At 61.7% G+C, this 15,335-nt stretch carries 16 protein-coding genes; 15 read left to right on the forward strand and 1 reads right to left on the reverse strand.

From position 1 onward, the window contains the following. The first annotated feature begins 32 nt into the window (after window positions 1–32). From pilW to AvAM_RS24655, 15 genes are all read left to right on the forward strand, one after another. Window positions 33–866: a type IV pilus biogenesis/stability protein PilW gene (gene pilW / locus AvAM_RS24585; RefSeq protein ID WP_137749529.1), complete on the forward strand. Its 834-nt coding sequence runs from the start codon at window positions 33–35 to the stop codon at window positions 864–866. Continuing rightward, entirely contained in the window at window positions 859–1,806 is a 948-nt protein-coding gene (locus AvAM_RS24590) for a RodZ domain-containing protein (RefSeq protein WP_137749530.1), read from the forward strand. Before pilW ends, AvAM_RS24590 begins: the two co-directional genes overlap by 8 nt. Window positions 1,807–1,819: 13 nt before the next feature. Next, window positions 1,820–3,076, forward strand: a complete 1,257-nt coding sequence (gene ispG / locus AvAM_RS24595) for a flavodoxin-dependent (E)-4-hydroxy-3-methylbut-2-enyl-diphosphate synthase (RefSeq protein ID WP_137749545.1) — start codon at window positions 1,820–1,822, stop codon at window positions 3,074–3,076. A gap of 123 nt (window positions 3,077–3,199) precedes the next feature. Continuing rightward, on the forward strand, window positions 3,200–4,495 hold the full coding sequence (hisS, locus tag AvAM_RS24600) for a histidine--tRNA ligase (protein ID WP_137749546.1): 1,296 nt from the start codon (window positions 3,200–3,202) through the stop codon (window positions 4,493–4,495). A gap of 25 nt (window positions 4,496–4,520) precedes the next feature. Then, the gene (locus tag AvAM_RS24605; protein ID WP_137749547.1) at window positions 4,521–5,207 is read left to right on the forward strand and encodes a tetratricopeptide repeat protein; all 687 of its coding nucleotides are present in this window, start codon (window positions 4,521–4,523) and stop codon (window positions 5,205–5,207) included. A 2-nt stretch (window positions 5,208–5,209) separates the two neighbouring features. Continuing rightward, complete coding sequence (gene bamB, locus AvAM_RS24610; RefSeq protein ID WP_137749531.1) at window positions 5,210–6,376, forward strand: outer membrane protein assembly factor BamB; 1,167 nt, start codon at window positions 5,210–5,212, stop codon at window positions 6,374–6,376. Between the two features lie 13 nt (window positions 6,377–6,389). Then, window positions 6,390–7,733, forward strand: a complete 1,344-nt coding sequence (gene der, locus AvAM_RS24615; RefSeq protein ID WP_137749532.1) for a ribosome biogenesis GTPase Der — start codon at window positions 6,390–6,392, stop codon at window positions 7,731–7,733. Between the two features lie 106 nt (window positions 7,734–7,839). Further along, window positions 7,840–8,094: an RNA chaperone Hfq gene (gene hfq, locus AvAM_RS24620; protein WP_124512060.1), complete on the forward strand. Its 255-nt coding sequence runs from the start codon at window positions 7,840–7,842 to the stop codon at window positions 8,092–8,094. A 63-nt stretch (window positions 8,095–8,157) separates the two neighbouring features. Beyond that, window positions 8,158–9,333 (forward strand): GTPase HflX, encoded by a 1,176-nt coding sequence (gene hflX, locus AvAM_RS24625; RefSeq protein WP_137749533.1) that lies wholly within the window; start codon window positions 8,158–8,160, stop codon window positions 9,331–9,333. A gap of 53 nt (window positions 9,334–9,386) precedes the next feature. After that, window positions 9,387–10,757, forward strand: coding sequence for an FtsH protease activity modulator HflK (hflK, locus tag AvAM_RS24630; RefSeq protein ID WP_137749534.1), 1,371 nt, complete (start codon window positions 9,387–9,389; stop codon window positions 10,755–10,757). Between the two features lie 9 nt (window positions 10,758–10,766). Then, window positions 10,767–11,675: a protease modulator HflC gene (hflC, locus tag AvAM_RS24635; protein WP_137749535.1), complete on the forward strand. Its 909-nt coding sequence runs from the start codon at window positions 10,767–10,769 to the stop codon at window positions 11,673–11,675. A 24-nt stretch (window positions 11,676–11,699) separates the two neighbouring features. After that, complete coding sequence (locus AvAM_RS24640) at window positions 11,700–11,882, forward strand: DUF2065 domain-containing protein (protein WP_137749536.1); 183 nt, start codon at window positions 11,700–11,702, stop codon at window positions 11,880–11,882. Window positions 11,883–11,971: 89 nt separating this feature from the next. Next, window positions 11,972–13,120 (forward strand): ATP phosphoribosyltransferase regulatory subunit, encoded by a 1,149-nt coding sequence (locus AvAM_RS24645; protein WP_137749537.1) that lies wholly within the window; start codon window positions 11,972–11,974, stop codon window positions 13,118–13,120. Window positions 13,121–13,147: 27 nt separating this feature from the next. Continuing rightward, the gene (locus AvAM_RS24650; protein WP_137749538.1) at window positions 13,148–14,524 is read left to right on the forward strand and encodes an adenylosuccinate synthase; all 1,377 of its coding nucleotides are present in this window, start codon (window positions 13,148–13,150) and stop codon (window positions 14,522–14,524) included. 60 nt (window positions 14,525–14,584) lie between these two features. Next, window positions 14,585–15,109: a phosphoribosyltransferase gene (locus AvAM_RS24655; protein WP_124512073.1), complete on the forward strand. Its 525-nt coding sequence runs from the start codon at window positions 14,585–14,587 to the stop codon at window positions 15,107–15,109. Window positions 15,110–15,147: 38 nt separating this feature from the next. Here the strand turns inward: AvAM_RS24655 and AvAM_RS25830 are convergent. Further along, window positions 15,148–15,335, reverse strand: a 188-nt coding sequence (locus AvAM_RS25830) for a hypothetical protein (RefSeq protein ID WP_212742302.1), incomplete at its 5' end; no start/stop codon positions are given.

Consider the following 15,335-nt stretch of genomic DNA (forward strand, 5'->3'; position numbering starts at 1 on the left):
CAGGCGATCGGCAAACTTCAAGGAGGCTCTACATGGCGGGATTGGTTGGACGCTGGCAGCATTTTGGCCGCTGGACACTCGCGGCATGCAGTGCACTGGTTTGCATCGCGGCACTGCAAGGATGTGCGGCCAACAACGCGGCCACCCGGGTTGACGCAGAGGCTGATGTGGTGACGCCTTCGGACGAGCCTGAATCCCGCCGCCGTGCCCGTATCCGGCTGGAGCTGGCGGCCAACTATTTTGAAATGGGCCAGACTGCCGTGGCGCTGGATGAAGTCAAGCAGGCCCTTGCTGCCGACCCCTCCTACGCAGATGCATTCAACCTGCGCGGCCTGATCTTCATGCGCCTGAATGACCTGGCGCAGGCCGACGACAGTTTTCGGCGTGCTTTGGCGTTGCGGAGCAATGATGCCAATGTGCTGCACAACTACGGCTGGCTGTTGTGCCAGCAGCAGAAATATGCAGACGCAGACCAGTATTTTGGCCGTGCGATTGCCAATCCGACCTACATGGCGCGTGGCAAGACCCTGATGGCGCGTGGCCTGTGCCAGTCCCGGGCGGGCCAGCTTGTCGAGGCGGAGCAGTCGTTTCTGAAGGCCTACGAAATGGATGCTGCCAACCCGGTGGTGGCGTACCAGCTGGCCTCGCTGCTGCTGCGGCGCAACGAGCTGACCCGGTCGCAGTTTTACATCCGGCGCCTCAACAACAGCGAGTTTGCCAACTCCGAATCGTTGTGGCTGGGCATAAAGGTGGAGCGCGCCTTGGGCGACTCTGTGGCAATGCGGCAGCTGGCGGTCCAGTTGCGCAAGCGGTTCCCGGATTCGCGGGAGTTGGGTGCTTACGAACGCGGGGCTTTCAATGAGTGAGGTTGTGGAGAGTGGTTTGACAGCGGGTGGTTTGCTCAGGGAGGCCCGTCTCGCATCTGGAATGCATATTGCGGCCCTGGCTGTGGCGCTGAAGGTGCCAGTCAGCAAGCTGGAGGCGCTGGAAGCCGATAACTTCACGGTGCTGCCCGACACCGTGTTCGTGCGGGCCCTGGCCTCCAGTGTGTGCCGGGCACTCAAGGTGGATGCGGCCCCCGTTCTGGCCCTGTTGCCCCAAAGCCCGAGTCCGAGCCTGGCGGCGGACAGCGCCGGCATCAATGCCCCGGTCAAGGGCAGTGCGGCCAAATCCCCTGTGTCCTCTTCCTCGTTCGCCGGGGGCGGGTCTGCGTCGCGGTCCGTGGGGTTTGTGGTGCTGGCCCTGCTGGTGGGAGCTCTGGCCTTGTACTTTCTCCCTCGGGGCGAAGACCGCGCGGCCTCCAGCACTGCGTCTGCGCCTGTTGCAACACCGCCGGACGCTGTGCCGTCTGGTGTTGCGGATGCACCAGTGGCCGCAGCAGCGCCCATGGTGGCGGGGCGGCTTCCCGAGCCCACTTCTGCGCCAGCCGCTGCACCTTCTGTAGTCGTTCCGGTCGTGACGGCGGCCCCAGCAGCGCCACTGATTGCTCCTGCACCCGCGCCCGTGGCTGCCCCGGCATCAGTGCCTGCGCTGGTTGCCAGTGCGCCCGCTTCGGCAGCCGACACGCCGACGGGTACTCTGGTGTTGCGTGCCCGCAGCGAATCCTGGGTCCAAGTGAAAGACGCCACCGGCGCTTTGGCCTTGCAGCGCAACCTGGCTGCAGGGGAGTCCGTGTCAGTGTCGGCCCAACCTCCGCTCGCGGTGGTGGTGGGGCGTGCCGATGCGACGGAGGTGACGGTGCGTGGCAAGCCATTTGACCTGGCCGCCGTGTCGCGCGAGAACGTCGCTCGTTTCGAGGTGAAGTAACGTGCAAAACCCTTTGCGTGATTTTGGCCCTGTTGCGGTCGCTGCCCCTTTGCCCCGCCGTTCGCGCCAGGCCAAAATTACCTGGGGCTCGCGGATCGTCACTGTAGGCGGCGATGCGCCGGTGCGTGTGCAGTCCATGACCAACACGGACACCGTGGATGCCATCGGCACCGCAATCCAGGTCAAGGAACTGGCCCAGGCGGGTTCGGAGTTTGTCCGGATCACCGTCAACACCCCTGAGGCTGCCGCCGCAGTGCCCTACATCCGTGAGCAGTTGGACCGGATGGGCGAGAGCGTGCCCCTGGTGGGCGATTTCCACTACAACGGTCACCGTCTGCTGACGGAGTTTCCCGACTGCGCGCAGGCGCTCTCCAAGTACCGGATCAACCCGGGCAACGTGGGCAAGGGCGACAAGAAGGACAAGCAGTTCGGCCAGATGATCGAGGCGGCCATGCGCTGGAACAAGGCGGTGCGCATCGGTGTGAACTGGGGCAGCCTGGACCAGGATCTGCTTGCTAGCCTGATGGATGCCAACAGCCAGCGCGCGCAGCCCTGGGAGGCGCGCCAGGTGATGTACGAGGCGCTGATCACGTCGGCCATCGAATCGGCCCGGCTGGCTGAATCCATGGGCCTGAGCGGGGACCAGATCATCCTGTCGTGCAAGGTCAGTGGTGTGCAGGACCTGATCGCTGTGTACCGCGAGCTTGCGCGCCGCTGCGACTATGCGCTGCACCTGGGGCTTACTGAGGCGGGCATGGGCACCAAAGGCACCGTGGCTTCCAGCACGGCGTTGGGCATCCTGCTGCAGGAGGGCATTGGCGACACCATTCGCGTATCGCTCACGCCCCAGCCGGGCGAGGCGCGCACACAAGAGGTGGTGGTCGCGTCCGAGATCCTGCAGTCGCTGGGCCTGCGTGTGTTTGTGCCCAGCGTGACGGCCTGCCCGGGGTGTGGCCGCACCACCAGCACCACTTTCCAGGAACTGGCCAAGCAGATCGACGACTACCTGCGTGCGCAAATGCCCGTGTGGCGTGTGCGCTATCCGGGGGTGGAGGGCATGAAGGTGGCCGTGATGGGCTGCATCGTCAACGGCCCTGGCGAGAGCAAACATGCCGACATCGGCATCAGCCTGCCCGGCACAGGCGAAGCCCCGGCGGCGCCTGTGTTCATTGATGGCGAAAAGGCCCTGACGCTGCGCGGCGAGCGCATTGCAGAAGAGTTCCATGCCCTCGTCGAGCAGTATGTCGAGCGTCGCTACGGGCGTCATTGATTGCTATAAAATTAATAGCTATCAGCGTATATCTATCAGGCGGTAGGGCCTGATTTAGTTCAAAAAAAGTACCAGGAAAATACCGCAGTGAGCAAAGTGCAGAAGCTGAGCGCCGTCAAAGGCATGAACGACATCCTGCCCGCCTCGGTGCCGCGCACCGAGAAGCTGCCGACGTCAGCGCGCTGGCAGTGGTTCGAGGCAGCGGTGCGCAAGGTGCTTGCCAGCTATGGCTACCAATATCTGCTGACACCCATCGTCGAGCCCACGGCGCTGTTCGTGCGCGGGTTGGGTGAAGTGACGGACATCGTGGAGAAGGAGATGTATTCCTTCACCGATTCGATGAATGGCGACAAGCTCACCTTGCGCCCCGAGGCCACGGCCGGCATCGTGCGCGCCATGGTCGAGCACAACGCGCTCTACAACGGTCCGCTGCGCGTGTGGACCCAGGGTCCGATGTTCCGCCACGAGCGCCCGCAAAAGGGGCGCTACCGCCAGTTCAATCAGCTGGACGTGGAGGCGCTGGGTTTTGCCGGGCCGGATGTGGATGCGGAAATCATCCTTGTCGCCCGCGCGCTGTGGCGCGAGCTGGGCCTGGTGGAAGGCGAGCACGTGCGGCTGGAAATCAACAGCCTGGGCCAACCCGCCGAGCGCCGCGAGCACCGTGAGGCGTTGATCCGCTATTTCGAGCAGCACCAGGACCAGCTGGACGAAGAAGCCCGTCGCCGCCTGCACAGCAACCCGCTGCGCATCCTGGACAGCAAGAACCCGGCGATGCAGACATTGATCGAGGCGGCGCCAAAGCTCATGGACTTCCTGGGCGACGCCTCGCGCGCCCACTTCGACGCCGTGCGCGCCGTGCTGGAGGCTGTGGGGCTGGAGTACCGCGTGAACCCTCGCCTGGTGCGCGGCATGGACTACTACAACCTCACGGTGTTCGAGTGGGTGACCGACCAGCTCGGCTCTCAGGGCACCGTGTGTGGCGGTGGTCGTTATGACGGCCTGATCGAGCAACTGGGCGGCAAGAGCGCGCCAGCCGTGGGCTTTGGCCTCGGCATCGAACGCTTGCTGCTGCTGGCCGATGAACTGGACCTGCCCATGCCTTCCGCTGCAGCAGATGTCTACGCCATCGTGCCCCCCGGCACGCCGCTGGCCCCCGTTATCACCACGCTGGAGGCGCTGCGCACCGCCGGGCTGAACGTGGTGCAGCATGCGGGCGGTGCCGAGGGTGCGGGCAGCATGAAGTCGCAGTTCAAGAAGGCCGACGCCAGCGGCGCGCGCCATGCGCTCATCTTCGGTGAGGACGAGCTCGCACGCGGCCAGGTTACCGTCAAGGCCTTGCGCGATGGCGGCGGCGCCCAGGCCGAGCACGCCCTGGCCGATGTGGCGCAATGGGCCGCCACCCTACAATCCAACGCTTAATCCGAATACAGAACCGCTGATTTCTATGGCCAATCATCTCGATCTAGAAGAACAAGAGCAGCTTGACCAGCTCAAGCATTTTTGGAACACCTGGGGCACCCTCATCAGCGCCGTGGTGCTGGTGGTGGCTGGCGGCGCTGCCGCCTGGAATGGCTACCAGTATTGGCAGAACCGGCAGGCCACCCAGGCCGCGGCACTCTATGACGCGGTGGATGTGGCAGCCCGTTCGGGTGACAAGACGCGCCTGGAACAAGCTTTTGGCGACCTGAAGTCCAAGTACGCCGGCACCACGCAGGCGGGCCAGGCTGGGTTGACTTTTGCCAAGGCCATGCAGGACACCGGCAATGCCGATGCCGCCAAGGACGCGCTGGGTTGGGTGGCTGAGAAGTCGTCGGATGATGGCCTCAAGGCGCTGGCGAAGCTGCGTCTGGCCAGCGTGCTGATGGACCAGAAAAACTATGACGAGGCACTCAAGCAAGTGTCCGACAGCTTCCCGCCCGAATTTGCATCGATTGCTGCGGACCGCAAGGGCGACGTCCTGCTTTTGCAGGAGAAGCGCCAGGAAGCGATCACCGAATACACCAAGGCCTACAAGGGCCTTGAAGAGGGCGTCGAGTACCGTCGCCTGGTCGAGATCAAGCTGAATGCGCTGGGTGTTTCGCCCCAAGCGGCAACCGTGGCTGCGGCTGCTTCCTCCGTAGAAACCAAGTAAACATGACATTGACTCCACATGCGGTGTCTGGCCGCTCTTCTTTCCTGCGTGGCACTGCGTTGGTGGTGTTGGCTGCGTCTTTGGCGGGCTGCTCGCTGTGGAGCGGCGGTGGCAGCGCGAAGCCTGTGCCCGCCGATCTGGGTGCCAATGTGGCGGTCCTGGGGGTGCGGCAGGCCTGGACGGCCCGCGTGGGCAACGTTGCCGGCCTGCCCCTGGAGGTGCACGCTGCGGGCAATGTGGTGACCGTAGCGTCCTCGGATGGCGTGGTGGCTGCGATCGATGCGCGCACGGGGGGGGATGTCTGGCGCACTGCGTTGGGCGAGCCGCTGTCGGCGGCTGTCGGCAGCGATGGCAAGTCGGCAGCCGTGGTCTCGCGCAGCAATGCCCTGATCGTGCTGGATTCTGGCCGCGAGCGCTGGCGTGAAACCTTGGCCGCCCAGGTGTTTACGCCGCCGCTGGTGGCTGGTGGGCGCGTTTTTGTTTTGTCGGCAGACCGTTCGGTCTCCGCGTATGACGCCACCACAGGGCGGCGCCTGTGGGCGCAACAGCGCCCCGGCGAACCCCTGGTGCTGCGGCAGGCGGGCGTGCTGCTGGCCGTGGGGGACACCCTGGTGGTCGGTCTGTCAGGTCGCCTGGTGGGCCTGAACCCTGACAACGGCAGCGTGCGTTGGGAGGCCCCTCTGGCCAGTGCGCGGGGAACCAATGATGTGGAACGCCTTGTTGAGCTGGTGGGGCGCACCAGCCGGGTGGGTGACAGCGTGTGCGCGCGCTCGTTCCAGGCGGCCGTGGGCTGTGTGAACACGGCCCGGGGCTCCGTCGTATGGACGCAGCCTGCCAGCGGCGCCGAAGGCGTCCATGGCGATGCGGATGCACTTTTTGGCGTCGAAAGCAATGGCACGGTGGCCGCATGGCGCCGAAGCGATGGTTCGCGCCTGTGGGGCAGTGACCGGCTCAAGCATCGCAAGCTGACGGCGCCGCTGTTGCTGGGGCGCTCGGTGGTGATTGGCGACAGCACGGGTGTGGTCCATCTGTTGTCCCGAACCGATGGCGCTCCCCTCAACCGCATTGCCACAGATGGGTCTGGCATTGCGGCGGCACCCGCAGTGGCTGCCGACACCTTGGTGGTCGTGACCCGCAACGGCAGTATTTACGGATTCCGTCCAGATTGATCGGTTGTATTCAATGAAGCCAGTTATCGCCCTCGTGGGGCGTCCGAATGTCGGCAAATCCACGCTTTTCAACCGTCTGACCAAGTCCCGCGACGCGATCGTGGCCGACTTTGCCGGGCTCACGCGTGACCGGCATTACGGCAATGGCAAGCAGGGCAAGCACGAGTACATCGTCATCGACACGGGGGGCTTCGAGCCCGACGCTTCGAGCGGTATTTACCGCGAGATGGCCAAGCAAACCCAGCAGGCGGTGGCCGAGGCCGACGTAGTCGTTTTTGTGGTCGATGCCCGTGCGGGCCTGTCCGCGCAAGACCACGACATTGCCAACTACCTGCGCCGCCTGGGCAAACCCTGCGTGCTGGTGGCCAACAAGGCCGAAGGCATGGTGCAGGGCGTTCAACTGGCTGAGTTCTATGAGCTGGGGCTGGGCGAGGTCTATCCCGTGTCCGCAGCGCATGGCCAGGGGATCCGCGGTCTTGTGGATCTGGCGCTGGAGCCGCTGCATCTGCCCGACCCCGAAGAGTCGGATGCCGCAGCCGACAAGAGCGTCATCAAACTCGCAGTGGCGGGCCGCCCCAACGTAGGCAAATCCACCCTGATCAACACCTGGCTGGGCGAAGAGCGGCTGGTTGCGTTCGACATGCCGGGAACCACCCGTGATGCGATCACGGTACCGTTTGAGCGCAATGGCCAGCGGTTTGAGCTGGTGGACACCGCCGGCTTGCGGCGCAAGGGCAAGGTGTTCGAGGCGATCGAGAAGTTCTCGGTGGTCAAAACGCTTCAGGCGATTGAGTCGGCGAACGTGGTGCTGCTCCTGCTGGATGCCACCCAGGGGGTCACAGACCAGGACGCGCACATCGCGGGGTACATCCTGGAGAGTGGCCGTGCTGTGGTGGTGGCGGTGAATAAATGGGATGCGGTGGATGACTACCAGCGCCAGCAACTGGAGCGCTCCATTGAGACGCGGCTGGCGTTCCTGAAATTCGCCTCCATGCATTTCATCTCGGCCAAGAAGCGCCAGGGCCTGGGGCCGCTCTGGACCTCCATCGCCCAAGCCCACCGGGCGGCGACTTGCAAGATGTCCACGCCAGTGCTCACACGCTTGCTTCTGGAGGCTGTTCAGTTCCAGAGCCCGAAGCGGGCGGGCATGTTCCGCCCCAAGATGCGGTATGCGCACCAGGGGGGCATGAATCCGCCGGTGATCGTGATCCACGGAAACTCGCTGGAGCATGTGACGGACGCCTACAAGCGCTTTCTGGAAGGGCGTTTCCGGAAAGAGTTTGATCTGGTGGGCACGCCGCTCAGGATCGAGATGAAGACATCCCACAACCCATTTGCCGACAAGGACGAGGGTTAGGACAAAGTCGCGAGTGGAGAAGGGCCATGCCCGAACCTGTCCGGGTGGGGCCCTGGCTGTGGTAAGGTGCTGGTTTACAACAACATTTTTGAACACGGAGAATATCGTGAGCAATAAAGGCCAGCTTTTGCAAGATCCCTTCCTCAACGCCCTGCGTCGGGAGCATGTGCCAGTCTCCATTTATTTGGTGAACGGCATCAAGCTGCAGGGGCAGATCGAATCGTTTGACCAATACGTGGTGTTGCTGCGCAACACGGTGACCCAGATGGTCTACAAGCATGCGATCTCGACCATCGTCCCGGGTCGTGCGGTCAATTTCTCCACAGCAGATACCCCTGATGCCGACAGCAGCAACCCTTGAATGGTTGCCGTTTGCTAGCCGGTTTTCGTTTCTGAGTCAGGTGGTACACAAGGGCGGCCTACTTTGAGTTCGGCTACGCCCCTTCAGGCAGGCGCCGCTCCGGTATTGCTGGTCGGGGTGGACTTCGGTCTGCCCCACTTCGATGGCGAGCTGGAAGAGTTGGGCCTGTTGGCCCAAACTGCGGGCATGCAGCCTGTGGCTCGCATCACCTGCAAGCGCAAGGCGCCAGACGCAGCCCTGTTCATAGGCAGCGGGAAGGCCGATGAAATTCGTGCCCTTGCCCAGATGCATGGCGCCGTGGAAGTGCTGTTTGACCAGTCCCTGAGCCCGGCCCAGCAACGCAATCTCGAACGCCACATTGAGCTGCCGGTCAATGACCGCACGCTGCTCATCCTCGAAATTTTTGCCCAGCGTGCGCGCAGCCACGAAGGAAAGTTGCAGGTTGAACTTGCCAAACTGCAATATGTGAGCACCCGCCTGGTGCGGCGCTGGTCGCATCTGGAGCGCCAGACTGGCGGGATTGGTGCCCGTGGCGGTCCTGGTGAAAAGCAGATTGAGCTGGACCGGCGCATGATTGGCGATGCCATCAAGCGCACGCGCGAGCGCCTCGTCAAGGTCAAGCGCCAGCGGTCCACGCAGCGCAGGCAGCGTGAGCGGCGAGACACCTTCAATATCTCGCTGGTTGGCTATACCAACGCGGGCAAGTCCACGTTGTTCAACGCTCTGGTCAAGGCACGCGCCTATGCGGCCGATCAGTTGTTTGCAACACTCGACACCACAACCCGCCAGCTGTATCTGGCTGACGCGGGCAGGTCGGTCTCCTTGTCCGACACGGTGGGTTTTATCCGCGATCTCCCGCACGGGCTGGTGGATGCCTTTCAGGCCACCTTGCAGGAGGCGATTGATGCAGACCTGCTGCTGCACGTGGTGGATGCCTCCAATGCGGACTTCCCCGAGCAGATGGCGCAGGTCGAGCGTGTTCTGCAGGAAATTGGCGCTGCCGACATCCCGCAGATTCTGGTGTTCAACAAGCTGGATGCGTTGACCGAGGAGCGACGCCCGTCCGATCTGCAGGATCAATACGAGGTGGCTGGGCATCTCTTGTCCCGGTTGTTCGTGAGTGCGCGTTCGGGCGAAGGGCTTGACAACTTGCGCCATGCGCTTTCTAGCCGCTTGCTGGACACACATTTGGACATGACCCCAGGTGATGCCGTTGAATTGCCAGATGCAATGCCTTGATTGGGCACAATGACGGATTGACTGACCCCATCCGAGAACCAGAGACTTTGCGCATGAATTTCCAAAATCGCACCCTACGCTGGGCTTCGTTGCCAGAACGTATTCGGGGCATGTTCAATCTGAATGATCCCCGCTGGGGTCGTGGTGAGGACAAATCGGAAGAGGGGGGGCGTCCTGACGACCGGCCGGGTTCGTCCCAGAATGGGCCTCGGGGAGGCGACCAGCGACCTGGCAACGGCCAGCAGCCGCCGGATCTGGATGAGCTCTGGCGCGACCTGAATCGCAAGTTGGGTGGCCTGTTTGGTGGCAAGAACGGCGGATCGCGCGGTCCCGGCAATGGCGGTGGAACGGGCGGCGGGTTTCAGCCCGACATGAAGAGCGCCGGGGTTGGTGTTGGTCTGATCGCAGGCATTGTTTTTGTGATCTGGATGGGGACGGGCTTCTTCATCGTCCAGGAAGGTCAGCAGGCTGTTATCACCCAGTTTGGCAAGTACAAGAGCACTGTCGGGGCTGGTTTCAACTGGCGCCTGCCTTACCCGATCGAGCGCCACGAGCTGGTTTTTGTGACCCAGATCCGTTCTGCGGATGTGGGTCGCGATACCGTCATCAAGAGCACGGGCCTGCGGGAATCCGCCATGCTCACGGAAGACGAGAACATCGTCGAAATCAAGTTCGCCGTGCAATACCGTTTGAGCGATGCGCGGGCCTGGTTGTTTGAGAGCAAGAATCCATCGGATGCAGTAGTTCAGGCTGCCGAGACGGCGGTGCGGGAAGTGGTGGGCAAGATGCGCATGGATACGGCCTTGGCCGAAGAGCGCGACCAGATTGCTCCCAGGGTTCGCGCGTTGATGCAGACCATTCTCGATCGCTACAAGGTGGGTGTCGAGGTAGTAGGTATCAATCTGCAGCAGGGCGGAGTGCGCCCGCCCGAACAGGTGCAGGCATCGTTTGATGATGTTCTGAAAGCGGGGCAGGAGCGTGAGCGTGCCAAGAACGAAGCGCAGGCTTACGCCAACGACGTCGTGCCGCGCGCGGTGGGTTCAGCCTCGCGCCTGAACGAAGAGGCTGCAGCTTACAAGGCGCGCATCGTGGCCCAGGCCCAAGGTGACGCACAGCGGTTTTCCTCGGTGCTGGCCGAGTACCAGAAGGCTCCTCAGGTCACGCGGGACCGCATGTACCTGGACACCATGCAACAGATCTATGGCAATGTGACCAAGGTCCTGGTGGAGTCTCGCCAAGGCTCCAATCTGCTGTATCTGCCGCTCGACAAGATCATGCAAAACGTGGCCAGTGGTGGGGTTGCGCTGGATGCTCCTGTCGCTAATGCTGCACCTGCTGCGGTGCCAGCGGCACCTGCGGCCAATTTCTCCAATGACCCCCGGGCGCGAGACTCCAACCGCACCCGTGACCGTGAATCTCGCTAGGAGCCGTTCGTGAACAGAGTCGGATTTATTGCGTCCACTATTCTGGTGGTGCTTGCTCTCATGAGCTCGATGCTTTTTGTGGTGGACCAGCGGCAGTTTGGTGTTCTCTATGCGCTGGGCCAGATCAAAGAGGTGATTACCGAGCCTGGCCTGAATTTCAAGCTGCCCCCGCCGTTCCAGAACGTGACATACATCGACAAGCGTCTGCTGACGCTGGACAGCACGGATACCGAGCCCATGCTGACCGCCGAGAAGCAGCGTGTGGTGATCGACTGGTATGTGCGCTGGCGCATTTCGGAGCCCACCGAGTACATCCGCAATGTGGGTCTGGATGAGAGCGCAGGCGCTATGCAACTCAACCGCGTGGTGCGCAACGCCTTCCAGGAGGAGATCAACAAGCGCACCGTCAAGGAGCTGCTGTCCGTAAAACGCGAGGCCTTGATGGCGGATGTAAAGCGTGAAGTGCTCGACACGGTGCGCGGAGCCAAGCCTTGGGGTGTGGACGTGGTGGACGTTCGGATTACCCGGGTGGACTACGTGGAAGCCATTACGGAGTCGGTGTATCGGCGCATGGAGGCTGAGCGCAAGCGAGTGGCCAACGAGTTGCGTTCTACCGGAGCTGCCGAAGGGGAAAAAATCCGGGCTGATGCGGACCGTCAGCGCGAGATCGCTATTGCCAATGCCTACCGAGATGCACAGAAGGTAAAGGGCGAGGGCGATGCCGAGGCTGCGCGCATTTATGCAGAGGCTTTTGGGCGTGATCCGCAGTTCGCGCAGTTCTATCGCAGTCTGGATGCCTACAAATCCAGCTTCAGTAAGAAAAGCGATGTCATGGTGCTGGATCCATCTTCGTCTGATTTTTTCAAGGTTTTCCGTGGCGGTACGCCTGCCGCAGCCCAGGCGGCTCCACGCAAGTAGTCTGCGCGGGCACCGGGTTGCTGCATGACGTGGGAAAGTCTCTGGACGGCGTTGGCGCTGGTCCTGGTGATTGAAGGTTTGTTGCCCTTCTTCTCGCCACAAACCTGGCGACGCACAGTCCAGCAGATTGCGCACCTGCAAGATGGTCAGATTCGTTTTTTCGCGTTTTTGGCCATCATTGCAGGCCTGCTGATGCTCTGGCTCTAACGCTTGTCATCTGGCGCCGCTAGAGATTCCTTGGGTGCCTTCGACAGGTGCCGGTAGAATCACGGTTTTAACAGCCTCCCCTTTTCTCCATGTCTGCTTGGGTCCTTCCGGATCACATTGCCGATGTCTTGCCGTCCGAAGCCCGGCACATCGAAGAATTGCGTCGCGGGCTGCTTGATACAGCCCGCTGTTATGGCTATGAGCTGGTCATGCCGCCGTTGATGGAGCACCTTGAGTCGCTCTTGACCGGCACAGGCGAAGCACTGGACCTCCAGACTTTCAAGCTGGTCGATCAGTTGTCAGGCCGCTCCATGGGGCTGCGGGCGGATACAACCCCCCAGGTCGCCCGCATTGATGCCCACCTGCTCAATCGCAAAGGGGTCACGCGTCTGTGCTATTGCGGCCCCGTGCTGCATACGCGCCCCGACCGCCCCCATGCGACCCGTGAGCCTCTGCAATTTGGTGCCGAGATTTACGGCCACCCGGGGGCTGAGGCTGATCTGGAAGCGTTGCAGCTGGCCCGTGAATGCCTGCGTGTTGCGGAGGTTCGTGACACCACCGTTGACCTGGCGGATGTTCGCATCGTCCGCAGCCTTCTCGCTGGCCTTACTGTGGGTCCGCAATTGCTCAGTGCGATCCATGCAGCACTGGCTGCCAAGGATGCTCAGGAACTGAGGGCTCTGACCCGTGACTTCCCCGCAGCATCGCGGGAGGGTTTCCTGGCACTGCTTCAGCTGTATGGCGATTCTGGTGTGTTGGTTGAGGCTGAAAAAGCCCTTCACCGCGTGCCTGGTGTGCCTGAGGTGCTATCAAACTTGAAGTGGCTTGGCGCTCGCTTGGAAGGTGCCACAGTCACGTTTGATTTGGCAGATCTGCGTGGTTACGCCTACTACAGCGGCGCCCGGTTTGCGATCTATGCCCGTGGTGCCAGTGATGCACTGGTCCGTGGCGGCCGCTACGACGAGGTCGGTGCGGTGTTTGGGCGCAATCGGCCTGCTGCCGGATTCAGCCTGGACATCAAACAGGTCGTCGGTGTCGTGCCGCCACGTCCCCTGAAAGCAGCCATTCGAGCCCCTTGGGGCGAAGGTGCAGACGTGCATGCCGCTATTTCCGAGCTGCGCTCTGCAGGGGAAACCGTCGTTTGTGTTTTGCCGGGTCACGGCAGTGAAGTGGATGAGTTCCACTGCGACCGTGAGCTGGTCCAGGTTGCGGGCCGCTGGGTCGTGCAGGCTGTTTGAGCAATTGTCATTTGAATTGGGTTTGAGATGAAAGCAACCAAAGGTCGCAACGTAGTGGTGGTCGGTACCCAGTGGGGCGACGAAGGCAAAGGCAAGTTGGTCGATTGGCTGACGGAAAGCGCGCAAGGCGTTGTGCGTTTCCAGGGGGGGCATAACGCGGGGCATACGCTGGTGATCAATGGCGTGAAGACAGCGCTGCATCTGATCCCGAGCGGCATCATGCGCCCCGGGGTCAAGTGCTACATCGGCAACGGGGTGGTGCTGTCTGCGGCGAAGTTGTTCGAAGAAATCGAAGGGTTGGAAAAGGCGGGTGTCGAAGTCCGTTCGCGCCTGCGAATCAGTGAGGCCTGCCCACTGATCCTGCCTTTCCACGCCGCGATTGACGTGGCCCGTGAGGCTGCGCGGGAGCAAGGTGGCACCGAGAAGATCGGGACCACCGGCCGTGGCATTGGCCCCGCCTATGAAGACAAGATCGCGCGCCGCGCGCTGCGCGTGCAGGATCTGAAGTACCCCGAACGTTTTGCATCCAAGCTGCGCGAGCTGCTGGATCTGCACAACCATGTGCTCACCAGCTATCTGGGGTCTGCCAAATTCGTCTTTGGCGATGCGCTCCGGCCTTACATCCAGGATGGCAAGGTGCAGTTTGATGTGGTGTATGCCGAAGCCATGCGCCATGCTGAACTGCTCAAGCCCATGATGGCGGATGTCTCTCGCGAGTTGAATGACGCTCATCAGGCGGGTGCCAATCTGCTGTTCGAAGGGGCGCAAGGAACGCTGCTTGATGTGGACCACGGTACCTATCCCTATGTCACATCGAGCAACTGCGTGGCGGGGAATGCGGCCGCAGGCTCGGGCGTGGGGCCGGGCATGCTGCACTACATCCTTGGCATTACCAAGGCATACTGCACGCGGGTGGGTGGTGGACCTTTCCCAACGGAGCTGGATTGGGAAGTGCCAGGAACCCCTGGCTATCACATGAGCACGGTGGGTGCTGAAAAGGGCGTGACCACGGGCCGCAGCCGCCGTTGTGGTTGGTTCGATGCAGCGCTGCTCAAGCGCAGTGCCCAGGTCAATGGTCTTTCGGGTCTGTGCATTACCAAGCTGGATGTGCTTGATGGATTGACCGAGCTGTTGTTGTGCACCGGCTACGAGCTGGATGGCGAACGCATTGACTTGCTGCCCATGGGCGCGGAAGACATTGCTCGTTGCACTCCCATCTACGAGACGCTGCCAGGTTGGAGCGAATCCACTGTGGGTGTGACCGACTACGCAAAGCTGCCAGAAAGCGCTCGCCGCTACCTGGAGCGTATTGAGCAGGTGACGGGTGTTCCCATCGACATGATTTCGACCAGCCCAGATCGCGACCACACGATCATGATGCGTCACCCCTATGTCGCCAGCTGACCCGCTGGGTTACCTTGCCTCTGTTGTCTTAACCGCCACCACCTATTCAGGAGCCATTCCATGTTGACCGAAGACGGAAAACACCTCTATGTCAGCTACGACGAGTACCACAGCCTCATCGAGAAACTGGCTCTCAAGGTGCACCAGTCGGGGTGGGCATTCGACACGATTTTGTGTCTTGCCCGTGGTGGTCTGCGTCCTGGTGACATCCTGAGTCGCATCTTTGATAAGCCTTTGGCCATCATGTCTACCAGCTCCTACCGCGCCGAGGCGGGTACGGTTCAAGGGCACCTCGACATCGCACGTTTCATTACGACGCCGAAGGGTGAGATTGCCGGAAAAGTGCTGTTGGTGGACGATCTGGCTGACTCTGGGCACACACTGCATGCAGTGATCAACATGCTCAAGACCAACTATGCTCCGATCACTGAACTGCGCAGTGCCGTGATCTGGACCAAGGGGTTGTCAACATTCACGCCGGACTACTCTGTGGAGTTTTTGCCGACAAACCCCTGGATCCATCAGCCGTTTGAGGGCTACGATAGCTTGGGGCCTGAAAAGCTGTTGGAGAAGTGGCGGGTTTGATGAGTGTGATGTGAAGTGCGAGATTTTTTCAAAGCCTCTCACTTCTTCCCTTCAACCCATGCTATAGTCGAGGGCTTCGCTTCTGAAGCACTTGTTTTGGCAATCTGATTGTCTGGTGCGGTGCTCGGTAGCTGGTGGTGATGCTCTTTGGGGTTGTGCTGCTGGTGATCGAAGAGGTTGAAGAAAAGTTTTGTCTTTGTGTCTGGGTGCTTAAAAACTCGGTATA

This window comes from Acidovorax sp. NB1 (assembly GCF_005405905.1).
GTDB lineage: Bacteria > Pseudomonadota > Gammaproteobacteria > Burkholderiales > Burkholderiaceae_C > Acidovorax.

Coding starts and splice junctions, on each gene's coding strand:
- bamB (WP_137749531.1), top strand. CDS start 5,210: ATGACATTGACTCCACATGCGGTGTCTGGCCGCTCTTCTTTCCTGCGT.
- pilW (WP_137749529.1), top strand. CDS start 33: ATGGCGGGATTGGTTGGACGCTGGCAGCATTTTGGCCGCTGGACACTC.
- hisS (WP_137749546.1), top strand. CDS start 3,200: ATGAACGACATCCTGCCCGCCTCGGTGCCGCGCACCGAGAAGCTGCCG.
- AvAM_RS24640 (WP_137749536.1), top strand. CDS start 11,700: ATGACGTGGGAAAGTCTCTGGACGGCGTTGGCGCTGGTCCTGGTGATT.
- AvAM_RS24605 (WP_137749547.1), top strand. CDS start 4,521: ATGGCCAATCATCTCGATCTAGAAGAACAAGAGCAGCTTGACCAGCTC.
- AvAM_RS24655 (WP_124512073.1), top strand. CDS start 14,585: ATGTTGACCGAAGACGGAAAACACCTCTATGTCAGCTACGACGAGTAC.
- hflK (WP_137749534.1), top strand. CDS start 9,387: ATGAATTTCCAAAATCGCACCCTACGCTGGGCTTCGTTGCCAGAACGT.
- AvAM_RS24590 (WP_137749530.1), top strand. CDS start 859: ATGAGTGAGGTTGTGGAGAGTGGTTTGACAGCGGGTGGTTTGCTCAGG.
- AvAM_RS24645 (WP_137749537.1), top strand. CDS start 11,972: ATGTCTGCTTGGGTCCTTCCGGATCACATTGCCGATGTCTTGCCGTCC.
- der (WP_137749532.1), top strand. CDS start 6,390: ATGAAGCCAGTTATCGCCCTCGTGGGGCGTCCGAATGTCGGCAAATCC.
- AvAM_RS24650 (WP_137749538.1), top strand. CDS start 13,148: ATGAAAGCAACCAAAGGTCGCAACGTAGTGGTGGTCGGTACCCAGTGG.